The sequence below is a fragment of the Mesorhizobium sp. 1M-11 genome, from assembly GCF_001303895.1.
Classification (GTDB): domain Bacteria; phylum Pseudomonadota; class Alphaproteobacteria; order Rhizobiales; family Rhizobiaceae; genus Mesorhizobium.
In genome coordinates this window covers 90,767-111,967 of the sequence record NZ_LJSD01000076.1, presented here as the reverse complement: position 1 = coordinate 111,967, position 21,201 = coordinate 90,767, and the positions used below count along the sequence as shown (strand labels likewise).

At 61.0% G+C, this 21,201-nt stretch carries 19 protein-coding genes and 1 pseudogene; 15 read left to right on the top strand and 5 right to left on the bottom strand.

Annotation, left to right across the window (positions count from 1 at the left end):
• Positions 1–115 precede the first annotated feature (115 nt).
• From istA to AO692_RS31980, 4 genes and pseudogenes are all read left to right on the top strand, one after another.
• A pseudogene (gene istA / locus AO692_RS32000) lies at positions 116–1,682 on the top strand (IS21 family transposase).
• A complete protein-coding gene (istB, locus tag AO692_RS31995) occupies positions 1,615–2,343 on the top strand; it encodes an IS21-like element helper ATPase IstB (protein WP_054308547.1) in 729 nt (242 codons plus the stop codon). The pseudogene istA and the gene istB overlap by 68 nt, the downstream one beginning before the upstream one ends.
• Before the next feature lie 267 nt (positions 2,344–2,610).
• A complete protein-coding gene (locus AO692_RS31990; protein ID WP_244483578.1) occupies positions 2,611–3,498 on the top strand; it encodes a LysR substrate-binding domain-containing protein in 888 nt (295 codons plus the stop codon).
• A gap of 560 nt (positions 3,499–4,058) precedes the next feature.
• Positions 4,059–4,502: a hypothetical protein gene (locus tag AO692_RS31980; protein WP_054314079.1), complete on the top strand. Its 444-nt coding sequence runs from the start codon at positions 4,059–4,061 to the stop codon at positions 4,500–4,502.
• A gap of 63 nt (positions 4,503–4,565) precedes the next feature.
• Here AO692_RS31980 and AO692_RS31975 read toward each other — a convergent pair whose 3' ends face one another.
• Positions 4,566–4,835, bottom strand: a complete 270-nt coding sequence (locus tag AO692_RS31975) for a DUF1127 domain-containing protein (RefSeq protein ID WP_054314078.1) — start codon at positions 4,833–4,835, stop codon at positions 4,566–4,568.
• Between the two features lie 170 nt (positions 4,836–5,005).
• On the opposite strand from AO692_RS31975, the gene AO692_RS31970 reads away from it, so the two are divergent.
• A complete protein-coding gene (locus AO692_RS31970; RefSeq protein ID WP_054314098.1) occupies positions 5,006–5,803 on the top strand; it encodes a helix-turn-helix transcriptional regulator in 798 nt (265 codons plus the stop codon).
• A gap of 83 nt (positions 5,804–5,886) precedes the next feature.
• Here AO692_RS31970 and yghU read toward each other — a convergent pair whose 3' ends face one another.
• Complete coding sequence (gene yghU / locus AO692_RS31965) at positions 5,887–6,756, bottom strand: glutathione-dependent disulfide-bond oxidoreductase (RefSeq protein WP_054314077.1); 870 nt, start codon at positions 6,754–6,756, stop codon at positions 5,887–5,889.
• 297 nt (positions 6,757–7,053) lie between these two features.
• Here yghU and AO692_RS31960 point away from each other — a divergent pair, with 297 nt between their 5' ends.
• The 7 genes from AO692_RS31960 (at position 7,054) to AO692_RS33055 (ending at position 14,338) form a co-directional block, all read left to right on the top strand.
• The gene (locus tag AO692_RS31960; RefSeq protein ID WP_244483577.1) at positions 7,054–7,401 is read left to right on the top strand and encodes a hypothetical protein; all 348 of its coding nucleotides are present in this window, start codon (positions 7,054–7,056) and stop codon (positions 7,399–7,401) included.
• A gap of 148 nt (positions 7,402–7,549) precedes the next feature.
• On the top strand, positions 7,550–7,927 hold the full coding sequence (locus AO692_RS31955; RefSeq protein WP_082407737.1) for a YbhB/YbcL family Raf kinase inhibitor-like protein: 378 nt from the start codon (positions 7,550–7,552) through the stop codon (positions 7,925–7,927).
• 116 nt (positions 7,928–8,043) lie between these two features.
• On the top strand, positions 8,044–8,760 hold the full coding sequence (locus AO692_RS31950; protein WP_244483580.1) for an HAD family hydrolase: 717 nt from the start codon (positions 8,044–8,046) through the stop codon (positions 8,758–8,760).
• A gap of 156 nt (positions 8,761–8,916) precedes the next feature.
• A complete protein-coding gene (locus AO692_RS31945; protein ID WP_054314076.1) occupies positions 8,917–10,014 on the top strand; it encodes a glycosyltransferase family 4 protein in 1,098 nt (365 codons plus the stop codon).
• Positions 10,011–12,176, top strand: a complete 2,166-nt coding sequence (locus AO692_RS31940) for an amylo-alpha-1,6-glucosidase (protein WP_054314075.1) — start codon at positions 10,011–10,013, stop codon at positions 12,174–12,176. The genes AO692_RS31945 and AO692_RS31940 overlap by 4 nt, the downstream gene beginning before the upstream one ends.
• 265 nt (positions 12,177–12,441) lie before the next feature.
• The gene (locus tag AO692_RS31935; protein WP_244483576.1) at positions 12,442–14,058 is read left to right on the top strand and encodes a trehalose-6-phosphate synthase; all 1,617 of its coding nucleotides are present in this window, start codon (positions 12,442–12,444) and stop codon (positions 14,056–14,058) included.
• A gap of 52 nt (positions 14,059–14,110) precedes the next feature.
• A complete protein-coding gene (locus tag AO692_RS33055; protein ID WP_152980051.1) occupies positions 14,111–14,338 on the top strand; it encodes a hypothetical protein in 228 nt (75 codons plus the stop codon).
• 232 nt (positions 14,339–14,570) lie between these two features.
• Here the strand turns inward: AO692_RS33055 and AO692_RS31930 are convergent, their stop codons facing one another.
• The gene (locus tag AO692_RS31930) at positions 14,571–15,251 is read right to left on the bottom strand and encodes a metalloregulator ArsR/SmtB family transcription factor (protein ID WP_054314073.1); all 681 of its coding nucleotides are present in this window, start codon (positions 15,249–15,251) and stop codon (positions 14,571–14,573) included.
• A gap of 97 nt (positions 15,252–15,348) precedes the next feature.
• Between AO692_RS31930 and AO692_RS31925 the strand changes: the two genes are divergently transcribed.
• Together AO692_RS31925 and AO692_RS31920 are read left to right on the top strand one after the other, a co-directional pair.
• Positions 15,349–15,849 carry a DUF2938 domain-containing protein gene (locus tag AO692_RS31925; protein ID WP_054314072.1) on the top strand — a complete coding sequence of 167 codons (501 nt, stop codon included), beginning with the start codon at positions 15,349–15,351 and terminating at the stop codon, positions 15,847–15,849.
• Between the two features lie 60 nt (positions 15,850–15,909).
• Positions 15,910–16,458: an NADPH-dependent FMN reductase gene (locus tag AO692_RS31920; RefSeq protein WP_082407735.1), complete on the top strand. Its 549-nt coding sequence runs from the start codon at positions 15,910–15,912 to the stop codon at positions 16,456–16,458.
• A gap of 31 nt (positions 16,459–16,489) precedes the next feature.
• Here AO692_RS31920 and AO692_RS31915 read toward each other — a convergent pair whose 3' ends face one another.
• Together AO692_RS31915 and AO692_RS31910 are read right to left on the bottom strand one after the other, a co-directional pair.
• Positions 16,490–17,659, bottom strand: a complete 1,170-nt coding sequence (locus AO692_RS31915) for an ROK family transcriptional regulator (RefSeq protein ID WP_082407733.1) — start codon at positions 17,657–17,659, stop codon at positions 16,490–16,492.
• Positions 17,660–17,762: 103 nt separating this feature from the next.
• The gene (locus AO692_RS31910) at positions 17,763–18,773 is read right to left on the bottom strand and encodes an AraC family transcriptional regulator (RefSeq protein ID WP_161808159.1); all 1,011 of its coding nucleotides are present in this window, start codon (positions 18,771–18,773) and stop codon (positions 17,763–17,765) included.
• Between the two features lie 184 nt (positions 18,774–18,957).
• On the opposite strand from AO692_RS31910, the gene AO692_RS31905 reads away from it, so the two are divergent.
• Positions 18,958–21,189, top strand: coding sequence for a TonB-dependent siderophore receptor (locus AO692_RS31905; protein WP_152980050.1), 2,232 nt, complete (start codon positions 18,958–18,960; stop codon positions 21,187–21,189).
• The last annotated feature ends 12 nt before the right edge of the window (positions 21,190–21,201 follow it).

Here is a 21,201-nt window from a genome sequence, read left to right as displayed (position 1 = left end):
TGTGTTTCGGCGTGGAATAAGGACCCCGTTTCAGGGGTGACCGGCGTCCAAAAAGGACCCCTGTAACGCAGGGTTGTCACACTGCCTTCGGTTTCATCGGGGGCATTTGTTTTGGATGTTGGTTGTGGAGACGATTGCGAAGATACGTCGGCTTTCGCTGGTCCAGGGGAAGTCGATCAAGGAGATCTGCCGCGAGTTGAGGATATCGCGGAAGGTTGTCCGGAAGGTGCTGCGGTCGAACGCGACGGAGTTCCGTTACGAGCGTGAGCATCAGCCGATGCCAAAGATCGGCCCCTGGCAGGATCAGCTCGACGGGCTTTTAGGTGGCAATCACGGCAAGGCGGGGCGCGAGCGGCTAACGCTGATCCGAATCTTTGAGGAGCTCCGCGGTCTCGGATACGACGGCAGCTACGACGCGGTTCGCCGATACGCCAAGAGCTGGGCGAAGGCGCAGGGATCAGCGACGGCGGAAGCCTATGTGCCGTTGTTCTTCGCGCCGGGTGAAGCCTACCAGTTCGACTGGAGCCACGAGATCGTCCTCATCAATGGCGTGACTGTGACCGTGAAGGTTGCCCATGTCCGGCTTTGCCACAGCCGCATGATGTTCGTCAGAGCCTATCCGCGCGAGACGCAGGAGATGGTGTTCGACGCGCACGACCGGGCCTTCGCCTTCTTTGGCGGCACCTGCACGCGCGGCATCTACGACAACATGAAGACGGCGGTTGAGACGGTATTCGTCGGCAAGGACCGGCAATACAATCGCCGCTTCCTGCAGATGTGCAGCCATTATCTGGTGCAGCCGGTCGCCTGCACGCCGGCGTCGGGCTGGGAGAAGGGTCAAGTCGAGAACCAGGTCGGGCTGGTGCGCGAGCGCTTCTTCACGCCGCGGCTGCGCTTCAAATCCTATGAGGAACTCAACGCCTGGCTGCTCGACAAATGCATCGCCTACACCAAGACGCACCGTCATATCGATCAGCCGGAGCGCACGATCTGGGAGGTGTTCGAGGAGGAGCGCGGCAAACTTGTCGAGTATCGCGGCCCCTTCGACGGCTTCCACACGGTCCCCGCCTCGGTATCGAAGACCTGCACGGTGCGCTTCGACAACAACAAATACTCGGTGCTGTCGACTGCCGTGGGCCGACCGGTCGAGATCCAGGCCTATGCCAGCAGGATCGTCATCCGGCAGGATGGCGTTGTCGTCGCCGAACACGCCCGTTCGTTCGGGCGCGGTGAGACCATTTACGATCCCTGGCACTATGTCCCCGTGCTCGCCCGCAAGCCCGGCGCATTGCGCAATGGCGCGCCGTTCCAGGACTGGGTTCTGCCCTCGGCGATGGAGCGGACCCGGCGCCGACTGAAGTCCTCGGATGACGGTGATCGCCAGATGGTGGCGATCCTGGCTGCGGTGTTGACCGACGGGATCGATGCCGTGGAGGCCGCCTGCCAAGAGGCGCTCGACCAGAACGTCTGCTCGTCAGCTGTCATCATCAACATTCTGGCGCGGCGGCGCGATCCGGCGCCAGCCATCACCATTCTCACCCCGGACGCTCTTCGCCTGCGCCATGAGCCGCAGGCCGACTGTGCCCGCTACGACAGCCTCAGGAGGGCAAGCTGATGGAACGCACGCAGGTTCTGGATCTGATGGGAACGTTGAAGCTCTACGGCATGCGCAGTGCCTATGACGAGGTTATGGCGACCGGCATCAAGCGCCAGCACGAGCCGCCGAGGATCGTCGGCGATCTGCTGTCGGCCGAGATCGCCGAGAAGCAGGCGCGCTCCATCAAATACCAGCTCACCGTCGCAAAGCTGCCGATCGCCAAGGACATCGAGGAGTTCGACTTCGACGGCACGCCGGTCAACGAGGTGCTGGTCAGGGACCTTGCCAACGGCACCTTCGTCGCCGACCAGCGTAACGCCGTTCTCATCGGCGGCACCGGAACCGGCAAGTCACATCTGGCGATTGCCCTTGCCCGATCCCTCATCCGCAACGGGACGCGCGGTCGCTTCTTCAATGTCGTTGATCTCGTCAACCGGCTCGAGACCGAGCACCGCGGTGGCAAGCAGGGCCGTATCGCTGACTACCTGACCCGATTGGACTTCGTCGTCCTCGACGAACTCGGCTATCTGCCCTTCGCGCAAGCCGGCGGGCAGTTGCTCTTCCACCTGATCAGCAGGCTCTACGAGCGCACCTCGATCATCGTCACCACCAATCTGGCGTTCGGCGAATGGCCCGCTGTCTTCGGCGACGCCAAGATGACGACGGCGCTGCTCGACCGGCTCACCCATCACTGCGAGATCATCGAGACCGGAAACGAATCCTGGCGATTCAAGAACCGCGCCTGATCACCCCATAACGCCGATCCGCGCTCGCCGGCCTGCGCAACCCAGACCAGCTTCGCCCGGCGAGCGCTAACCGTGGTGCCCTACAGGGGTCCCTTTTGCGCGCCGATCCAGGGTCCCCATTCCAGGCCGATTGACACCGACCTTGTCTCATCATGCATGCCACTCGTCTCCTGTTGAGCCAGAGTTGACACGCATGGGCGTATTCTGTCCAATATCAAAGCATCGGTATTCAATTCAGTTTGGTTATAGGCTGCCATGGATGTTCGGTTGATCGAAACCTATCAGGCCGTCATGACCTACGGCACCACCTCTCGGGCCGCTGAGATTCTCGGCATGTCCCAACCTGCGGTCAGCAAGGCGATCATGACGCTGGAGCGCTCCATCGGGTTCAGGCTTTTCGACAGGGAAAAAGGGCGAATGATCCCTTCGGCCGAGGGCCAGCTTTTCTTCCGCGAGGTCCAGATATCGCTTGCAAGCCTGGCCAAGCTGCGAAGCGCCGCGGCCCGCATTCGCGACTATGGCTCGGGCGACATCCGTGTGGCTTGCCTGTCGGCCTTCAGCACGAATTTGCTGCCGAGCGCCATAGCCCGGTTCCGCCAGCGGAATCCCAAGGTTGCGGTCTCGTTCTATGTGAGCGGGTCGTCCTCCATCCGTGACATGATCGCTGCGAACCAGCTCGACATCGCGATCACCGCGGACGAGATCGACACGAACGGCCTGGAAGCGATCCCGTTTGCGGAAATCCCCGCGACCCTGGCCATTCCTCCTGGGCATCCGCTGGCGCAGAAGGACGTCGTGCATCCCGCCGATCTTGATCGCCTGCCCTTTGTCGCACTGGCACCCGAGGACACGACCCGCCACGAAGCCGAAGCCATATTCGCGAAATATGGCGTGGCACCCCAGGTGGTCGTGGAGACCGCTTATTCGTCCACGGTCTGTGCATTGGTTCTCGCGGGGTTGGGCTGCGGCATCGTCGATCCCGTGACAGCCACGGGCTACATCGAACGTGGCGTCACGTTGCGGCCTTTGGTGCCATCCGTCAGCTTTCGAACGCTTATGCTGTTTCCCAACCAGAAAAGGTCGAGAATCGTCGCCGAAATGGCCGACGCATTGACAAAAGAACGGTCAAAACTCGCCGACGCGCGTCGAAATTAGCTCTCTTCTTACACTCCGTAAGAACCTTTGATCGCGCAAATGTTGACCTCAGGGGCTCAGTCCCGATGATGCGCACCCGTGGGGGCATAGTCGAAGGGATGATAATGACCTCCAAACCCCGCCTTCTTGCAGCGCTTGGAATCGTGACATTTGCGCTTGCCGCATGCAGCCAGACGGATTCGCAAACCTCGCAGACGCCTTCCGCCACAGTCGCACCCCCGCCGAGCACGATGACTACGCCTGCGCCGACAGCGACGCCACAACCGGCACCGGTACAATAAACAGCCCGTCTCAATCGGAACCCCGCCATCGGCGGGGTTTTCGTTTCAAGGGTGTGGCGAACAACCGGCACACCCTCGACCTCAATTCCCTGATCGCCCTCCCCTGACAGGCGTCGATCCGCCGGCAAGGTCAGCGCCGAATTTCATCCGCGCTGTGTAATGCCGTTCATAGATGACGCTGTTGCTGCCCTGCATTGTCCCCGCGCGGCAAGACGTGGACCACGGTCCCCGCCCCCAACACCAAGTCGGCGCGTATGCCGCTCGCGGTAGGAGGTTCCGATGAAACTGAATGCAAAGCTGCTCGCCATTATCGGCAAGCGCTTTCCCGCCATTTATGACGTCATCCCGCGTGGACCGCAGGGCTGGCTGTCCCATGTCGCGCTCAACCCGCAACCATTGCCGCCGGGGCATCTGGGCGCAGCCGTGGCAGCCGAGTTCATCCGGTCTGCCTGGCTGGCCGACAGAAGCGCCCTGGATCTGAAACAGGTTTTCGATGATCTCGACGACTGGTGCCCGACGCGACCGAAAAAGCTCAAGCTTCCTCCGTGGCTGGGCCCTGTCCCAGAGCCGGAACCGCATCCCGAATGGCTCGTCGAGTTCCACCTCGGCTTTGCTGCCCGGGTCGCGGTCAGTGTCTCGGAATTCGGTGACACATCCCTTGGCCAATCCCTCAACAAGGCGATCGACCGATCCCTGGGCGTGATCGAGACCGCGAATCTCTGAACGTCACGACAAAAGCAGCGGACCGGCCTTGTGGCCGATCCGCACAGTCGATCCAAAGCTGCACTACATCTCATCCCATTGCGGCAAGCGCCCGCGGCGCGCGACCAGCCCGATCTGGTCGCGATAGAGGCCAAGATCGGCCAGCGCCTTGTCGTCAAGTCCGGAAAGGCTCTTGCGGGTACGGTGCACCGCGCGCCAGCGCCATATCGAGGTTGCAAAGCCGGCGCCAACCGCGACCAGGCCGGCAACCCATGCGCCTTGCCCTTTCAGCCTGCCCTGCGTTTGAAGTGTCCACCTGAACAGGCCCCTGTTCTGCGTGCTCGCGAAATTCATGGTCGCCTCTCTTGCTGAGCATCGATCCTTGCGCAAAGGCGGACCTTTCCGCCGAACTAGGGTTCGGCGGCCGGTTTCTTGCAGCGCGTGATCGATTTCGTGCCGAGGTTACCGCGGTCGGCGTTTTCGTGTTATCGTCATATCGCCGACTTATGTTTGCGAACCGCCAGATGATCCATCCGGACAACCACATCCATCCCGATCTCAGCCTGGCGGCGCATCAGGACTATCCGGCAGCAATCGTCGGCTATGACGGCGCGATCCGGAAAGGCACGCATTACGACCGGCACCATCATCGCCGCGCGCAGCTCTTCCACATCGTATCGGGTGCGGTCACCGTGGAAACCGAGCGTGGCACCTTCGTGGCGCCGCCGGAGCGGGCGGTGTGGATACCATGCGATGTCGGCCACGCGGTGACCTACCTGCAGGACACCGAGCAGCGTTTCTTGTTCTTCCGCCCGGAAGCGGTGGAACATCTGCCGCTTGTGCCCGCGGTCATCCGCCTGTCGCCATTGCTGCGCGAGTTGATCGTGGCCTTCCTGGGATACGACCGGGAAGCAGCCGTTGACGGCCCAGCGGCGCGCATCGGCGCCGTCATCCTCGACCAGTTGGCGACGGAGCCTGCGGCACCGCTGCATTTGCCGATGCCTGTTTCCACCCGCCTGCGCCGCGCTGTCGGCGCGCTTGCCGCCGACCCATCATTGACAGAGAGCCTCACCGAAATCGCGGGGAAGGCTGCACTCTCCGCGCGGTCTTTCGAACGCCATTTCCGCGCCGAAACAGACATGAGCTTTCGCGCCTGGCGGCAGCAGGCCAGGCTCATGAAAGCCGTGGAATGGCTGTCGCTCGGCCTGCCTGTCGGCGAGATCGCGGAGCGGTTGGGTTATGAGCAGCCGAGCGCCTTTGTCGCGGGTTTCCGCAAGGCCTTCGGCGTTACGCCCGGACGCTATTTCGATGACGCGTCATAAATCGGGATTCATGCACCCAGATTCCGGCTTCTCCGCCGCGCGGCATCAGGAAATCGGTCTGGGGCGGCCAAAATACGATGCCCTTATTCCGCCGCCACCTTGTCCTGCGTGTTCGTCTCGAAGTCGCTGGCATCGTGGCGCTCGCGCAGTTGGCCGGCCGGATCGCCGGAAACGCGGTTGACCATGCGCCCCCGCTTCACCGCCGGTCGCGCATAGAGCTGGTCGGCCCAGCGCAGCACATTCTTGTATTCATGCACCGCAAGGAACTCGGCCGCGCCATAGTTCCAGCCCTTCACCATGCCGCCGTACCATGGCCAGATCGCCATGTCGGCAATGGTGTATTCGCTACCCGCCACATATTCGGTTTCAGCCAATTGTCGATCGAGCACGTGCAGTTGCCGCTTCGTCTCCATGGCGTAGCGGTCGATCGCATATTCGATCTTCTCCGGCGCGTAGGCGTAGAAGTGACCGAAGCCGCCACCGACGAAAGGCGTTGCCCCCATCTGCCAGAACAGCCAGGACAGTGTCTCGGCGCGCGCGGGCTGTTCGGTCGGCAGGAACGCGCCGAACTTCTCGGCCAAGTAGACGAGGATGGCGCCGGACTCGAACACCCGGATCGGCTCCTTGCCGCTGCGGTCCACCAGCGCCGGGATCTTTGAATTGGGATTGACGTCGACGAAACCGGAACCGAACTGTTCGCCGTCGATCTTGATCAGCCAGGCATCGTACTCGGCGCCGCCATGGCCGGCTGCCAGCAACTCCTCGAGCATCACCGTCACTTTTACCCCGTTGGGGGTGCCTAGCGAATAAAGCTGCAGCGGATGCTTGCCGATGGGCAGTTCCTTGTCGTGTGTCGGTCCGGCGATCGGCCGGTTGGTGCTTGCGAAGGCGCCGCCATTGGCCTTGTTCCAGGTCCAGACTTTTGGCGGCGTGTATGCGGATTGTTCTGACATCGTCGGGCTCCCATCGGATCGGCGGATGGCAGACCGATGAGCAGCCATCCTCGCGGATCAGTTACATAGGCGCCGAAGAAGACCTTTGACAGGCAGACTTTGTTCCAAAACCAAGCCGGTCTGCGCAACGGTTTTCTTCATTGGACAGCCTATGCAGTTGCAACGTTTCGGCTACATCGTCTGGCTTCTCCTGTCAGGACAGTCGAACCACCGACCCTGATGTTTTCTTGACCTGCACCAGACAAACCCCCAATCGAATTTTGATGCCGGCAAGGCCTATTGAGCAAAGATCTCTAGATGGCCGACGCAGCATTGGATCGCTGCCACCCCGGCCAGAATGCCGTGACCTTGGCCATGCTCAAACCCGTCTCCCAATTCCGGTTTCTGACCAGAACAAACGCCATACCGACCGAGTATTTCATCCTCGCCAATCTGCGGTCGGACGGTCCGGTGGTTGGACATCTTGCGGGCAAGCCGATCCGCGAGGCCGTCATCGATCAGGATGGGAAACGCTATCGATTCACCGGTGTCATGCCACGCACCCGCGCCGGCAGATTCGCCGTAGAAAATCTTCGCCCCGGCGAATGGATCGTCCAACCGGGTTTGATCTACACACTGGAAGAACCGCTGGCCCTGCGCGCCTGAATCTCGAAGCAAAGCAGAAGGGCACCCGACCGACATCCACTCACGCTTATGTGCGCGAACAGGTGGGAACCTGCACACGCCTCCGCAGTTTTGCCGATGATCGTCGCCCCCTCGGCTCGACAAGGGCAGTGACGTGCGGGAGGCTAAGATGCGTGCTGCGTTGGTATTGGGATTGCTGCTGACGACGGTCTCGCCTGCATTCGCGAATATGGGACTTGGATTTGGCTGGGGACCGACGAGCCAATGCTTCGACCCCAACTCGCCGCCGATAACCGTCGCCGACGTACCCCAGGGGACAGTGACGCTGCGCTTCAAGCTGACGGACCTTGATGCTGCAGATTTCAACCACGGTGGCGGCGATGTCGCGTTCAACGGCCAGGAAACGCTGCCTTATGGCGCCTTCACCTACAAAGGCCCCTGCCCACCCGATCCATCTCAACCGCATCACTATCAGCTCTCGTTGCAGGCGCTCGATGCCAGCGGCAGACTTCTGAGCACGGCCAAGGCCGAAAGAAGCTTTCCCTGAAGCCTGAAGTCGCGGGGATGCTGCCGACACCGTCTCCGTTCTCTCACGACACGGGGAACAATACCGCGCCGGCATAGTTGAGAAACCGAACCGAAAGGAGAGGTCTCTTGATAGATGTGACGGCGCTTGCCACCGACTATGATGAAACCCTTGCAGAAGAAGGCCTGGTCTCGGCGACAACTTTTGCCTCGCTGCAGAAACTGAAAGAAAGCCACCGCAAACTCATCCTGGTGTCCGGACGGCAATTGCCCGACCTCAAGCAGATTTTCCCCCAGCTCGGCATTTTCGACAGGGTCGTGGCGGAGAATGGCGCTGTCCTGCATGATCCGACGACAGAAGAGCAGCGTCTTCTCGCGCCTGCTCCTCCGCCTGCCTTTGTCGAAAGCTTGCGAAAACGCGGTGTCGATCCGCTGCTCGTCGGCCGGTCCGTGATCGGCACACTGGTCCCGAACGAACTGATCGTCCTCGATGAAATCCGGCGCCAAGGTCTCGAATTGGAGATCATCTTCAACAAGGGTGCGGTCATGGTGCTGCCAAGCGGCATCAACAAGGCGACCGGTCTAATGGCGGCGTTGGACGACCTCGGCCTGCCGGTCGACGGCGTCGTGGCGATCGGCGACGCCGAAAACGACCATCATTTCCTGCGCAGGGCAGGCTTCGGTGCCGCAGTCGCCAACGCGCTGCCCAGTCTCAAGAAAACAGCGGATCGGGTAACCCTTGCCCCCATGGGGGACGGTGTAGCGGAGATCATCGACGATATCTTGCGTGGCGATATCGCGATCGCGGATGCATCGAAAAACGATGTTGCGATTGGAAAAATGGCCAGAGGCTAATTGCCACTCGGCGGGGCCGCTTTGTGAAGTACAACAAGCCGGCATCAGCGCCTGCAGCGCAAATCCCGGCATCCCGGCGCAGCATTTCTGTCGGAACGATCCCCGTGCTGATGCATTTGGATTTTCATCACCGACCCATAGGAGGACTGCCGGGCCATGAAAATTGCCCATGTCGCACCGCTTTTCGAGTCCGTTCCCCCGCAGCTCTACGGCGGTACCGAGCGCATCATTTCCTACCTCACCGAAGCGCTTGTCGAACTCGGCCACGAGGTGACCTTGTTTGCGGCCGGCGATGCGAAAACGTCGGCAACACTCGTGCCGGGACGCGAGCAGGCGCTGAGGCTCGATCCTCACCCGCTCAAATCGGAAATCGCCGCGCATCTGTCCATGCTGCACGATGTCAGGGCACGAGCCGACGAGTTCGACGTCATCCATTTCCACATCAGCCACTTCCAGCATTTTCCGTTCTTCAACGACATGCCGGAGCGCACCGTGACGACGCCGCATGGCAGGCTGGACTATGCGGACCTGGCTCCCGCCTATGCGCGTTTTCCGCAGTTCCCGATGATTTCGATCTCACAAAGCCAGAAAACCGCCCTGCCCGATGCCAACTGGCTCGCCACCATCCATCACGGCATCCCGCCGCAACTCTACACGCTCGATTCAGAGGCCGGCGCGAATGGGACCTATCTGGCTTTCCTCGGCAGGCTCTCGCGGGACAAACGACCGGATCGGGCCATCGAGATCGCCCGCCGCACCGGGCTCAAGCTGAAGCTGGCGGCCAAGATCGGCGACGGTGATCGTGCCTACTTCCATGAAGTTGTCGAGCCGCTGATCGACGGCGATCAGATCGAATATGTCGGTGAAATCCCGGAACACAGCAAAAACGAATTTCTTGGCAACGCAGCAGGCTTGCTGTTTCCCATCGACTGGCCTGAGCCGTTCGGGCTGGCGGTCATCGAGGCCATGGCCTGTGGCACGCCGGTGATGGCGTGGAGCTGCGGCGCCATGCCGGAAGTCATCGACGATGGCGTCACCGGAATTCTGGTGGAAAGCATGGAGGACGCGATCACGACCATGCCGGATTTGTTGTCGCTTGACCGGCGTCGCGTCCGCGCCACCTTCGAGGAGCGCTTTTCGGCATCACGCATGGCGCGTGATTACGTAGCCGCCTATCGGCGGTTGCTCGGCTCTTCGGCAGCGACCGCACGCCGCGCTTCCAATCAAGAAAACCTCCTCGGAGCGTTCCATTGAACACAGTACCGCTCGACGAGCACAAGCTCGATCCGGCCATCGCCCTGGCTTCACTGGATGAGGCGGCGCCGAGAGAGCCGCACCGCCTGTACGCCTTGAAGCATGGCGACAGTTTTGCCGTTGCCGATGCCTATGGTGACATACGTGGTATCGGTGACGGGTTCTTCCGCGACGACATGCGCATGTTGTCGGAGTTTCGGCTGACAGTGGGCGGGCGCTCGACCTCCCTGCTTGGAGCCTCGCTCAGCCAGGATAACGTGCTCTTTTCCACTAACCTGACGAATCTGCCGATGAAAGCCATTGACGGCAAGGAGATCCGTCAGGGAGCGATCCATATCGAACGGGTACGGCTGATCTGGGAAGACAGGCTTTACGAGCGACTGACGCTTTCCAACTATGGCCAGGAACAGTCCGCTGTCATGCTGTCGCTCAGGTTTGCCGCTGATTTTCGCGACATGTTCGAAGTTCGGGGATCGATCCGGCAAAAGCGCGGCACCGCGCATCTCGCTGAGGCCGGGCAGAATTCCATCGTTCTGCGCTATCAGGGCCTCGACGATGTCGAGCGCGTTTCGGCGATCTCGTTCTCACAGATGCCGGACCAGTTGATGCCGGACCAGGCTGATTTCTTCCTGACGATCGCGAAGCGCGGCAAGCAGACACTGTACGTGGAAGTCGGCACGGATGTTGCGGCGCCGGACCGTGAACGGTTTCGGGCGGCCGCGGCCCGCGCCCGTTTCGCCATGCGCGCCAAACGCCGCCATGGCGCGACGGTTCACAGTTCGGGCCGGGTGTTCAACGACTGGACCAACCGGGCGCGCGCCGACGTCGCGCTTCTGACCACGGAACTCGAAACCGGGCCCTATCCTTATGCCGGCATTCCCTGGTTCTCGACGGCCTTCGGCCGCGACGGCGTGGTGTCGGCGTTGCAGATGCTTTGGCTCAATCCTGGCTTGGCCCGTGGCGTGCTGGCCTTTCTCGCCCAGCATCAGGCAACCGAGACATCGCCTTTCAGCGATGCCCAGCCGGGAAAGATCATGCACGAGACCCGCAAGGGTGAGATGGTGGCACTCAGCGAGTTGCCCTTCGGTCGCTATTATGGCGGCGTCGACACGACACCACTCTATATTTTGCTCGCTTGCGCATATGCCGACAGAACCGGCGACATGGACTTCATAGAGCGGCTCTGGCCCTCACTGCGCGCCGCCGCCGACTGGATAGTCGAAGCATCCAAGGCCTCGGGTTTCGTGACCTATCAGCGGGCCGCCGCCTCCGGCCTCGCCAATCAGGGATGGAAGGACAGTTTCGATTCCGTCTTCCATGCGGACGGGCGTCTTCCCAAAGGTCCGATCGCCTTGGTGGAGGTACAAGGATACGTCTTTGCGGCGCTGCAAGGATTGGCAGGGCTTGCCGAGCGTCGCGATGAACAGGAACAGGCGGCGGAATGGAACCATCTCGCGCAAGCCCTCCGCGAACGGGTGGAGGAGCGGTTCTGGATGGACGATCTCGACTACTATGCCCTTGCCCTGGATGGCGATGGTGAGCCGTGCCGGGTGCGCACATCCAACGCCGGACACCTGCTCTATGTCGGGCTCCCGAGTGCGGAACGAGCTGCAAAGGTGGCCGACCAGTTGCTGTCGGCTTCCTTCCATTCCGGTTGGGGTCTGCGAACGCTGGCCGACGATGCGGTGTTCTTCAATCCGATGTCCTATCATAACGGATCGATCTGGCCGCATGATACCGCGATCTGCACCGCGGGGCTTGCCCGCTACGGTGTCCGCGACGACGTGGTGCGGCTCACCAGCGGCACATTCGAGGCAGCGGTGCATTTCAACATGCGATTGCCCGAGCTTTTCTGCGGCTTTACGCGCGCGCCTGGCGAGGCCCCGATCGCCTATCCGGTTGCCTGCCTGCCGCAGGCGTGGTCGGCGGGCGCGGCTTTCATGCTGATGCAGGCCTGTCTCGGCCTGCGTGTGGATGGATGGACGGGTTCAATCGAAGTGACCAGCCCTCGCCTGCCGATCGGCATCGACAACCTGATGGTTCGTCATATCCAGGTTGGAACCGTCGCGGTGGATTTGACCTTTCAACGCGTCGGCGACCGCATTGGCGCATTCCTCGCCGATCAGCATGAAGGGCTCGTACCCTTGATCGTGCGCAGTTGAAAATCGGAACCAACGTGCCGGAGCCGCGTTGGCACCGTACCTGCCAAGCAGGCAATTTTTTCTCGAAGCATTGGAGGTGCAACCGACTGACGGGTCGGAAGCTGAACCATTGATGACACCAAGCGATTTTGTTCATTCGCTTCCAGCCCTGTGGCTTGCGGTTCTAGCGACCTTTTGTCTGGCGGGAGTGGCCCTTGCGGCGGCCTTGATACGTCCCTGGAAGTCCAGACAGGCCCCTGCTGTTCCTGAAACAAACCCCGACGCGATGCGGACGCTGCTGCGGGAGTTCGAAAAAAACGGCCATTCGGCCGACGCGGCCCTGGTCAAATGGTCACCGGACACGCTGCGCAAAATTCTCGATACCGAGTTGCCCGACGCACAGGTGATCGTCGTTTCCAACCGCGAGCCCTACATCCATAACATCAAGGACGATGAGGTCGAGCTAGTTGTCCCGGCGAGCGGGCTGGTCTCGGCGCTCGAACCGATCACGCGCGCCTGCACGGGCACCTGGATCGCCTATGGCGGCGGCTCGGCGGACCACCTCACCGTGGACGAACACGATCGCGTGGCGGTACCACCCGATGACCCAACCTACATGCTTCGGCGCGTCTGGCTGAGCGAAGAAGAACATGCGGGCTATTATCTGGGCTTCGCCAATGAGGGGCTCTGGCCGCTCTGTCACATCGCCTTCACACGTCCGAACTTCCGGACGGCGGACTGGGAGACCTACGAGAGCGTCAACCGGAAGTTCGCCGATGCCGTCGTTGCCGAAGCCCGCAACGAACGGCCGATCGTGCTTGTCCAGGATTACCATTTCGCGCTCCTGCCCCGCATGCTGCGAGAACAACTGCCGGAGGCGATCATCATCACCTTCTGGCACATTCCGTGGCCGAACTCCGAGGTCTTCAGCATCTGTCCGTGGCGTGAACGCATTCTGGACGGGTTGCTCGGCAGCTCCATCATCGGCTTCCACACCCAATTCCACTGCAACAATTTCATAGAGAGCGTCGACCGATTCCTGGAAACCCGTATCGAACGTGAGGACGCCGCAATTTCCTACCAGGGACAAACCAGCCTGGTTCACGCCTATCCGATTTCGATCGAATGGCCACCGGCGCAATTGGGCAAGGTCCCGGCGGTCGCGCAGTGCCGCGACCGCATCCGTAGCCAGCTTGGCATCGCCGACGGGGTGAAGCTGTGCGTGGGCGTGGAGAGGCTCGACTACACCAAGGGGATCATCGATCGCTTCCGTGCATTGGGCGAGCTCTTCAGCCGGCATCCTGAGTGGATCGGCAAGGTGACCTTCCTGCAGATCGCGGCGCCAAGCCGCGGCACGTTGCCGGATTATGAAAGGCTGCATCGCGAATGCGCGCGTTGCGCCGAAGAGATCAATCAGCGCTACGGTCACGACGGCTACACCCCCGTGTTGTTCGTGGCGGAACATCATACACAGCGGCAGGTCTATGAGATCTATCGCGCGGCCGATGTCTGCATGGTCACCAGTCTCCACGATGGCATGAACCTTGTCGCCAAGGAGTTCGTCGCGGCACGCGACGATGAACAGGGCGTGTTGATACTCTCCATGTTCGCTGGCGCGTCCAAGGAATTGCTTGAGGCGCTGATCGTCAACCCGTTCGATGCCGCGACCATGGGAGAAACGCTGCTCTATGCGCTGACGATGGATTCCGACGAACAGCAATATCGGATGCAACGCATGCGCGAGATCGTGCGCGACAACAATGTCTACCGCTGGGCTGGCAGCATGCTCCTGGACGCTGCACGGCTGCGCAAGCGCGCCGAGGTCGAACTCGGCGGAATCGCCGAACCCGTCGAAACCAGCAATGTCGTCAGCCTGCAGGAGCGATGGCGGGCAATGACATGACCTTCCCGCGTGACCCATCAGGAGCGATGCTGCACATCAAAGGAGCGATCCAATGTCACATACAGCCAGCCGGTTCGGACAGATGACCCGTTGGGTACGACATCTCAAAACGCGTTACAGGAGGCAACGACGAAAAGCATCGACGCCGGAAGACGCCGATGCCCAATGGCGCGAGATGGCCGAAAACGACCTCTACGGCGCGAATACGCCGGACTATACCCACGTTCCCAAGGAAAGCGCGCGAAGCGATCATCCCATCAGCCCGAAGCCGAGCCAATAGCCCGTGTTGCGGGTTTGATTGCCGGGTGTCAGCCAATCAACCGCGAGCCGTCTGTGCCGCCATGGCAGCACATGCGCTCTGCCTGCCGGATCGGACCGCCACAAGCGCAAGGATGACAGACAAGCGGCTCCGAAAGCCCAGCCATAACCATGCCAAAAATCCGCAGGTCCGTTCGCGAACCTGCAGTCCACTTCCTGGAAAAGACGTTTCGATCGCTCAGGCAGGCCGATCGTCAGGCACAGCTGTGGTGCCCATCTTCAACGCCCAATCCGGCATCTAGCCAATCAGGAAAACCATGCTCCAAACGGCGTGCAACCCAACCATGGGCGTGCAGGATCGCCAGTGCGTCGGCCGACAGCACGCAGCGGGCACCTCCACAATAGGCGACGACAAGCTTGTCACGCGGTAGCTCGGCAAGTCGCGGTTCGAGTTCCTCTACCGGAATGTTGATCGCACCTGGCAGGCGACCCGCTGCGAACTCATCCACCGGCCGCACATCGAGCAGTACAATGGAATCTTCGCGCATGCGGCGCAGGAGTTCTTCGCGCGAAATTTTCTCCAGCCGATCGGACGAACTGGCTGTACCGCCCTCAATCAAGTCACGCAGCTGTGCGTTGTTGTGTTCCGCGACGCTACGCAAGGCGGCCAGCACCATCTCGATCGGTCCGCTTGCCAGGCGGTAGAGCATCCGCTTGCCGTCCCGCCTGGTCTGCACAAGTCCGGCGCGTTTCAAGTGCTGCAAATGCTGGGAGGTGTTGGCGACACCAAGCCCGGTCAGTTCCGTCAGCCGCTCCACCGCCTTCTCACCCTCGGCGATATGATTGAGCAGAACGAGACGATGAGCATGCCCGAGCGTGCGGGCGATATCGGCCGACAGGTCGAAGATGGGATGATGGGTGTCAGTGTCCGTCATGACTGATCTCTAGCATCACTCAATCATTCAATCAATCCATTGAATGATTGTTCATATTGCTTTATGCAGCCGACAGCACGATTACCGGGAGCGGACAATGAACAGCGGTTTCGACTTTGCCCTGCGGGCCATCGCGATCGGCGTCGGCGCGACAGCTGTGATGGATTTGTGGGCACTGTTCCTGAAGCGTGTCTTCGGCATTCCTTCCCTTGACTATGCCTGGGTCGGGCGTTGGATCGGATATTTCCGGCAGGGGCGCTTTGTGCATGCGAACATCGGACAGGCTGCCACTGTTCCAGGTGAAGCCGTCATGGGATGGGGCTCGCACTATGCCATCGGCATTGTCTTCGCCGCTCTGCTTATGGCGCTTTCGGGAACCGGCTGGGTTCAAGACCCGACACCCTTGCCGGCATTGGCGGTCGGCCTTGCTACGATCGTCGCCCCGTTCTTCGTGATGCAACCGGCTTTCGGCTTCGGCATCGCAGCCTCGCGCACACCCAAGCCGGCTGTCGCACGCCTGCGCAGCCTGATGGCGCATTTCTCTTTTGGGGTCGGGCTCTACCTTTCCGCTCTGCTGCTGGCTTCGGTTTCGGCCTAAGCTGCGTCGATTCCCCGCCAGCGATCCGCTGGGCGGATGCCACGTCCGGGCGAGGAGACGATGAAAATTCTGGCAATCTGCGGCAGCCTGCGCGCAAACTCTTCCAACCTTGCCGTCCTCCAGGCAGCGAAACTGCTCGCGCCGCAAATGACGGAGATCATTCTCTTCGACGGACTGGAGGCGCTGCCGTATTTCAATCCGGACCTGGATACGGAAACGCCTCCTCCGCCAGTGCTGAAGCTGCGTGAAGCGGTGGGCAGCGCCGACGGTCTGCTTATATGCAGCCCCGAATATGCGCGCGGCGTTGCCGGCGTCATGAAGAATGCGCTCGACTGGCTGGTCAGCTGCTTCGAATTTCCGGACAAGCCCGTTGCCGTCATCAACGCCTCGCAGAGGTCGACGCATGCTGACGCGGCCTTGCGGCTAACGCTGGAGACGATGTCGGCACGCCTGATCGAAGAGGCGTCGATCACCATGCCCTTGCTGGGGCGTGGTCTCGATGCGGCTGGAATTGCCCAAGATCCGGAGCTTTCGTCTCAACTGCGAACGGCGCTTCAGCATATGGGGCGCTTCGTCATCCGCTCAGCCGACGAGTTGCGGTCGGAATGAAGCCGCGTGGGTTTGTCAGCAACTCGGGCAATCAACCGACCAGTTTTCGCTGATACCCAGCAGCGCTTTCAAAATCGAAGAACTTCTGGATGGCAAGCGCGGACGCTCCACGCAACCAGACATCATTGTCCCAATCCACTTCCAGTGGCGGCGGCGTTCCGAAGGAATTCTCCTTTACCGCCCTGGCGAGAGGATCGATCAGTGCCTTGCCGAAGCGGACCGCTTCACCACCCACGATGACGACTTCTGGATCGACAAGGTCGATCATACTCACCAGCCGCTCGCCGATTTCGCGTCCGACCTTGCCGAGATAGACTACCGCCAGTGGGTCGCCATTGGCGGCCGCTTCCTGCAAATCGTTGCCCGGCCCTTTGCCTCGCAGCTCTTGCCATCCCCTTATGATCCCAGGCTCCGAAAGGCGCTGATTCCAGCTCAGCCGATCGCTCGTCACCCAATTACCCTTGTCGTGACGCAGGAAGCCGATCTCACCCGCCGCAAAGCGGGCGCCGCGATGAATCTGACCATTGAAGATCAGCGCAGCCCCGACACCAGCACTTATGACAAGCACCAGAGCTGACCCGCGCGTGCGACCGTACCCGAACAGCTGCTGGGCAATCGCAAAAGCGTTGACGTCGTTGTCCACCCACACCGGAACGCTGATGCGTGCCGCTATCAGTTCAGCAATCGGCACATGGTCCCAGCCAAAGTCATGAAATTCAAGGCAAAGCCCCCGGTTCACATCGATCAGCCCCGGCATCGCGACACCAATGCCGACAAGCTTGTTCCAATTGCTGTTCTGCATTTGCAGCAGCGTTGCCACGCCGTTCTCCACCGCAGCAGCAACGGTTGCGGGATCGTAGCTGGACAACGGCACCTTGCATGTCCCGATCGGCTGAGTGGATAGATCCGTGAGTGTACCTTCTACCCCATCGGGCGTAAGCTTGAAGCCAGCCGACCAATGTTGCCGATAGTCGATATTGAGGGGGATCGGCTTGCGTCCGCCGGTGCTTTGCATCCCCTTCCCCTCAACGAGCATACCTTCGTTGATGAGTTCTGCGGTGACTCCGGTCACCGCTGCGGGGCTGAGCCCAGTCATGGCGGAGATTTCGACGCGGCTAAGCCCACCCTCACGGCGCAGGCAGTTGAGAATCAGCCGCCGGTTCAATGCCCGTGTCGTGCTTTGATCGCCTTTGAGAGTCACGGCCAGCTTCTTTAATTCAATTACTTAATCTGAAGTTGGCGCATGATGCGCATGCTGACGAATCAGATCAAGTCCCATCGCATCCCAAAACTGTCAGAGACGATTATTGCCGCGATGGCACAATCCCACGAGGCGTCACACCGAAACGGCGCCTGAATGCCGTCGCGAAATTGGCGGGACTTGTGTAGCCGGCAATGTCGCTTGCCCCTTGTACGGTCACCTCGCCGGCTTGCAAGGCGAGGAAGGCACGTTCCAGGCGGCGGTCGCGGATGTATTCGAACACGCTGGCGCCCTCCGCCTGGCGGAAGAGCCGCTGCAGGCCACTGGCACTGATGCCGGCGGCACGGGCGATCACCTCCACACTCAGTGAACCGCCCGGACGGCTGTCGATAAGCTCCTTTGCACGCTGCAGCCGAACAATATCCTGGCGAGCCATACCGTCGCCGGATGAGAGCTTGCGTCCCGACTGTGTAACAGCAGCGAGCGTCTCGAGGACGATCTCGATCGCACGCCCCTCCAGATACAACTTATGCAGCGCGGGCGAGAGACCCGAAGGCGCCATGACCTGCTGAACGAGGTCGATGACACGCGGCGTCAATGTCCAGGCCTGATGCGCCAGATGATCCTTCAGGAACCGGTCCGCCAGCCGGGTGTCCTGCATCTCTTCCAGTCCGTCGCGGTCGAACCATTCAGGAGTAGCCGAAACAACAAGATGGCGCACATGCTGGCGGCCGCGAGAGACGCGCCGGAAGCTTTCAGAGTTGACGCTCATGATGGCGCTACCCCGCATGGCGCTTTTCGGGTCTCCCTTGAACTCGAAATGCCGGTCACCAATGTCGAGATCGACCTGTCCATCGAGGAAGATGATGCAGGACAAGCCTTCCTTGAGATGGGAAGTTACAGTGAACATACGCTCTTCCACGACGTCACCGCCATGAAGAAAAAGGCCACTTCTCAACTCCTGGTGCAGCAGCCTGCCCTCGATCAGCGTATCTTCGGCGGCAAGGCGATCATCGGGACTGTCGAGCACGACCCCGTCCCTGGCCATGAAATCGCGAACGCGCACCCGCTTGCCCAGCGCTGAGGAGCTTGTTTCCTTATCGGTTTGCGCCACCGTCGACATCGCTTTCCGCCCGCATTCCACTCAGCGGTGCTGCAAGGCTGAAGAATCATTCCCGCGCAAAGGTGTCTGAACGTCCGGCAAAGGTTCCGGCGTTGTCACATATGCTTTGCTGCTCTATCCACTACTTTAACTTGACAAATGTAGTCAAATTTATTTGGGGCTTGGAATGGTTCGAATGGGCGTCACGGCGTATCCGGTTGATAGAGCATGGTGGGGAACCTATCGCAGTCGCCTGTTGCGCGGCTCGGTCCTCGCCTTTGGTGCCGCGCTGGCGCTGCCTCTGTCGGCGAACGCCCAGGATGCGACAGCGCCCACCCAACTCGAAAAGATCACTCTCGAAGGGGAAAGCGCTCGCGGTCCCGACAAGGGCATCGTCGCCAAGCAAAGCACCAGTGCGTCAAAGACCAACACGCCCCTCAAGGAAACTCCACAAGCCGTCAGCGTCGTCACGCGCGATCAGATGAAGGCTCAGGGCGTAGACAGCGTTGCCGACGCACTGCGTTACACGCCCGGCGTACTGCCCGACCCGAACGGCATGGATGTGCGCTACGACTGGCTCTACATTCGCGGCTTCAACACGTTTGGCACAAGCTGGCTGGATGGCCTGATCCTGCCGGGTGACCCGACCGGCTATGCAACGCCGACCATCCATCCCTTCGCGCTCGAGCGCGTTGAAGTGATCAAGGGGCCGGCATCCGTGCTCTATGGGCGCACTGTGCCGGGCGGACTTGTCAATCTGGTGAGCAAGCGGCCGCAGGAAACAGCGCATCGCGAAGCCTCGATCAGGACGAGCGCCTTTGGCGGCATCGAAGGTGCCATCGATGCGACCGGGCCGCTCACGCCGGATGGGGAATGGCTCTATCGCTTCACCGGCCTGGCCAAGAATATGCATACGCAGATCGACATGGAGCGTGACCGCAAGATCCTGCTGGCGCCCAGCCTGACCTGGAACCCGTCCACCGATACCTCGCTCACGCTCTATGGCTACTACCAGCGTGACCGCGACATCTTCAGCCCGCGCTTCTACCCGGCAATCGGAACGCTGCTGCCCAATCCCGCAGGGCAGATCCCGCGCGACGTCTTCCTGGCTGATCCCAACGCGAACCAGTTCAACCGCGACTTCTTCGCAGCTGGCTACGAGTTTTCACATCGCTTCAGCGAAACCTGGACGGTGCGCCAGAACCTCCGCTACGCCCGCGCCGAGCAGGACATGTTCCTGGCCCTCGTCAATCCGGCCTTCGCCTACACACCTGGCGCGCCGTCCAGCCAGCTGAACAGGGTCACCGGCGTTTCGGACGACAAGCTGTCTACTTTTGCGGTCGACACCCAGGCCGAAGCGGTATTCGACACCGGCGCTCTCAACCACACAGTCCTTTTCGGCCTCGACTACATTCACAGCGTCACGGATACCAACTTCGGCAATACGGGTGCGGGCGTGAGCGTGCCGCCGCTCGATTTCCTCAATCCTGTCTATGGGCTACCGATTCCCAACGCACCGATACAGCGTTCCGGCCTGCAGAAGCAGGATCAGATCGGCTTCTACGCACAGGACCAGATCCGTTACGACCGGTGGGTCGGCACGTTTGGATTGCGATACGATCGGTCCAACATTGAAAGCACGAACCGCATGCTGGCAGGCGCGCGGCCTGTGGAAACAGACGACAGTCGACTGACCTGGCGCGCGGGCGTCACCTATCTTTTCGACAACGGCCTGGCGCCTTATGCCAGCTATACGACTTCGTTCCTGCCGACCCTGGGAACGGACAAATCGAACAATCCCTTCCGTGCCCAGACCGCGCAGCAATTCGAAGTGGGCGTCAAATATGAACCGGTCGGCGCGCGCGGCATGGTTGGCCTTTCAGTGTTCGACCTGACGCTCGAAAATGCGCTGACCCCCGACCCTACCGACACGCGCTTCTCCGTCCAGGCAGGCAAGCAGCGCGTCCGCGGCGTCGAACTGGAAGCCAAGATGGAGCTCACCCCCGAACTCGACGTACTCGGCGCCTATGCCTACTCGCATTCGGAAGTGCTGCGTTCGAACAGGGCCGTGGAACTGGGTCGCGAAATGCTCAGGCTGCCCGAGCATCAGGCCAGCCTTTGGGCAATCTACCGGCCGACCTATCTGCCTGGCCTTGCCCTCAGCGCAGGTGTGCGCGCCATGTCGTCCTACCAGACGGACAGCACCTATCTGGCGCAACTGCGTATTCCGGCACGCACACTCGTGGATATCGGCGCCGAATATGACTTCGGAGCTGTCGACAAGACGTTCGAAGGCACCAAGCTGCAGGTCAATGTGAGCAATCTGTTCGACAAGAAATACGTCTCGCACTGCCTGAACCTGACCGGCGGCAGCTGCAACTACGGCGCAGGGCGCACGATCACCGCAGGCATCAATTACACATGGTGATGATGTCGAACT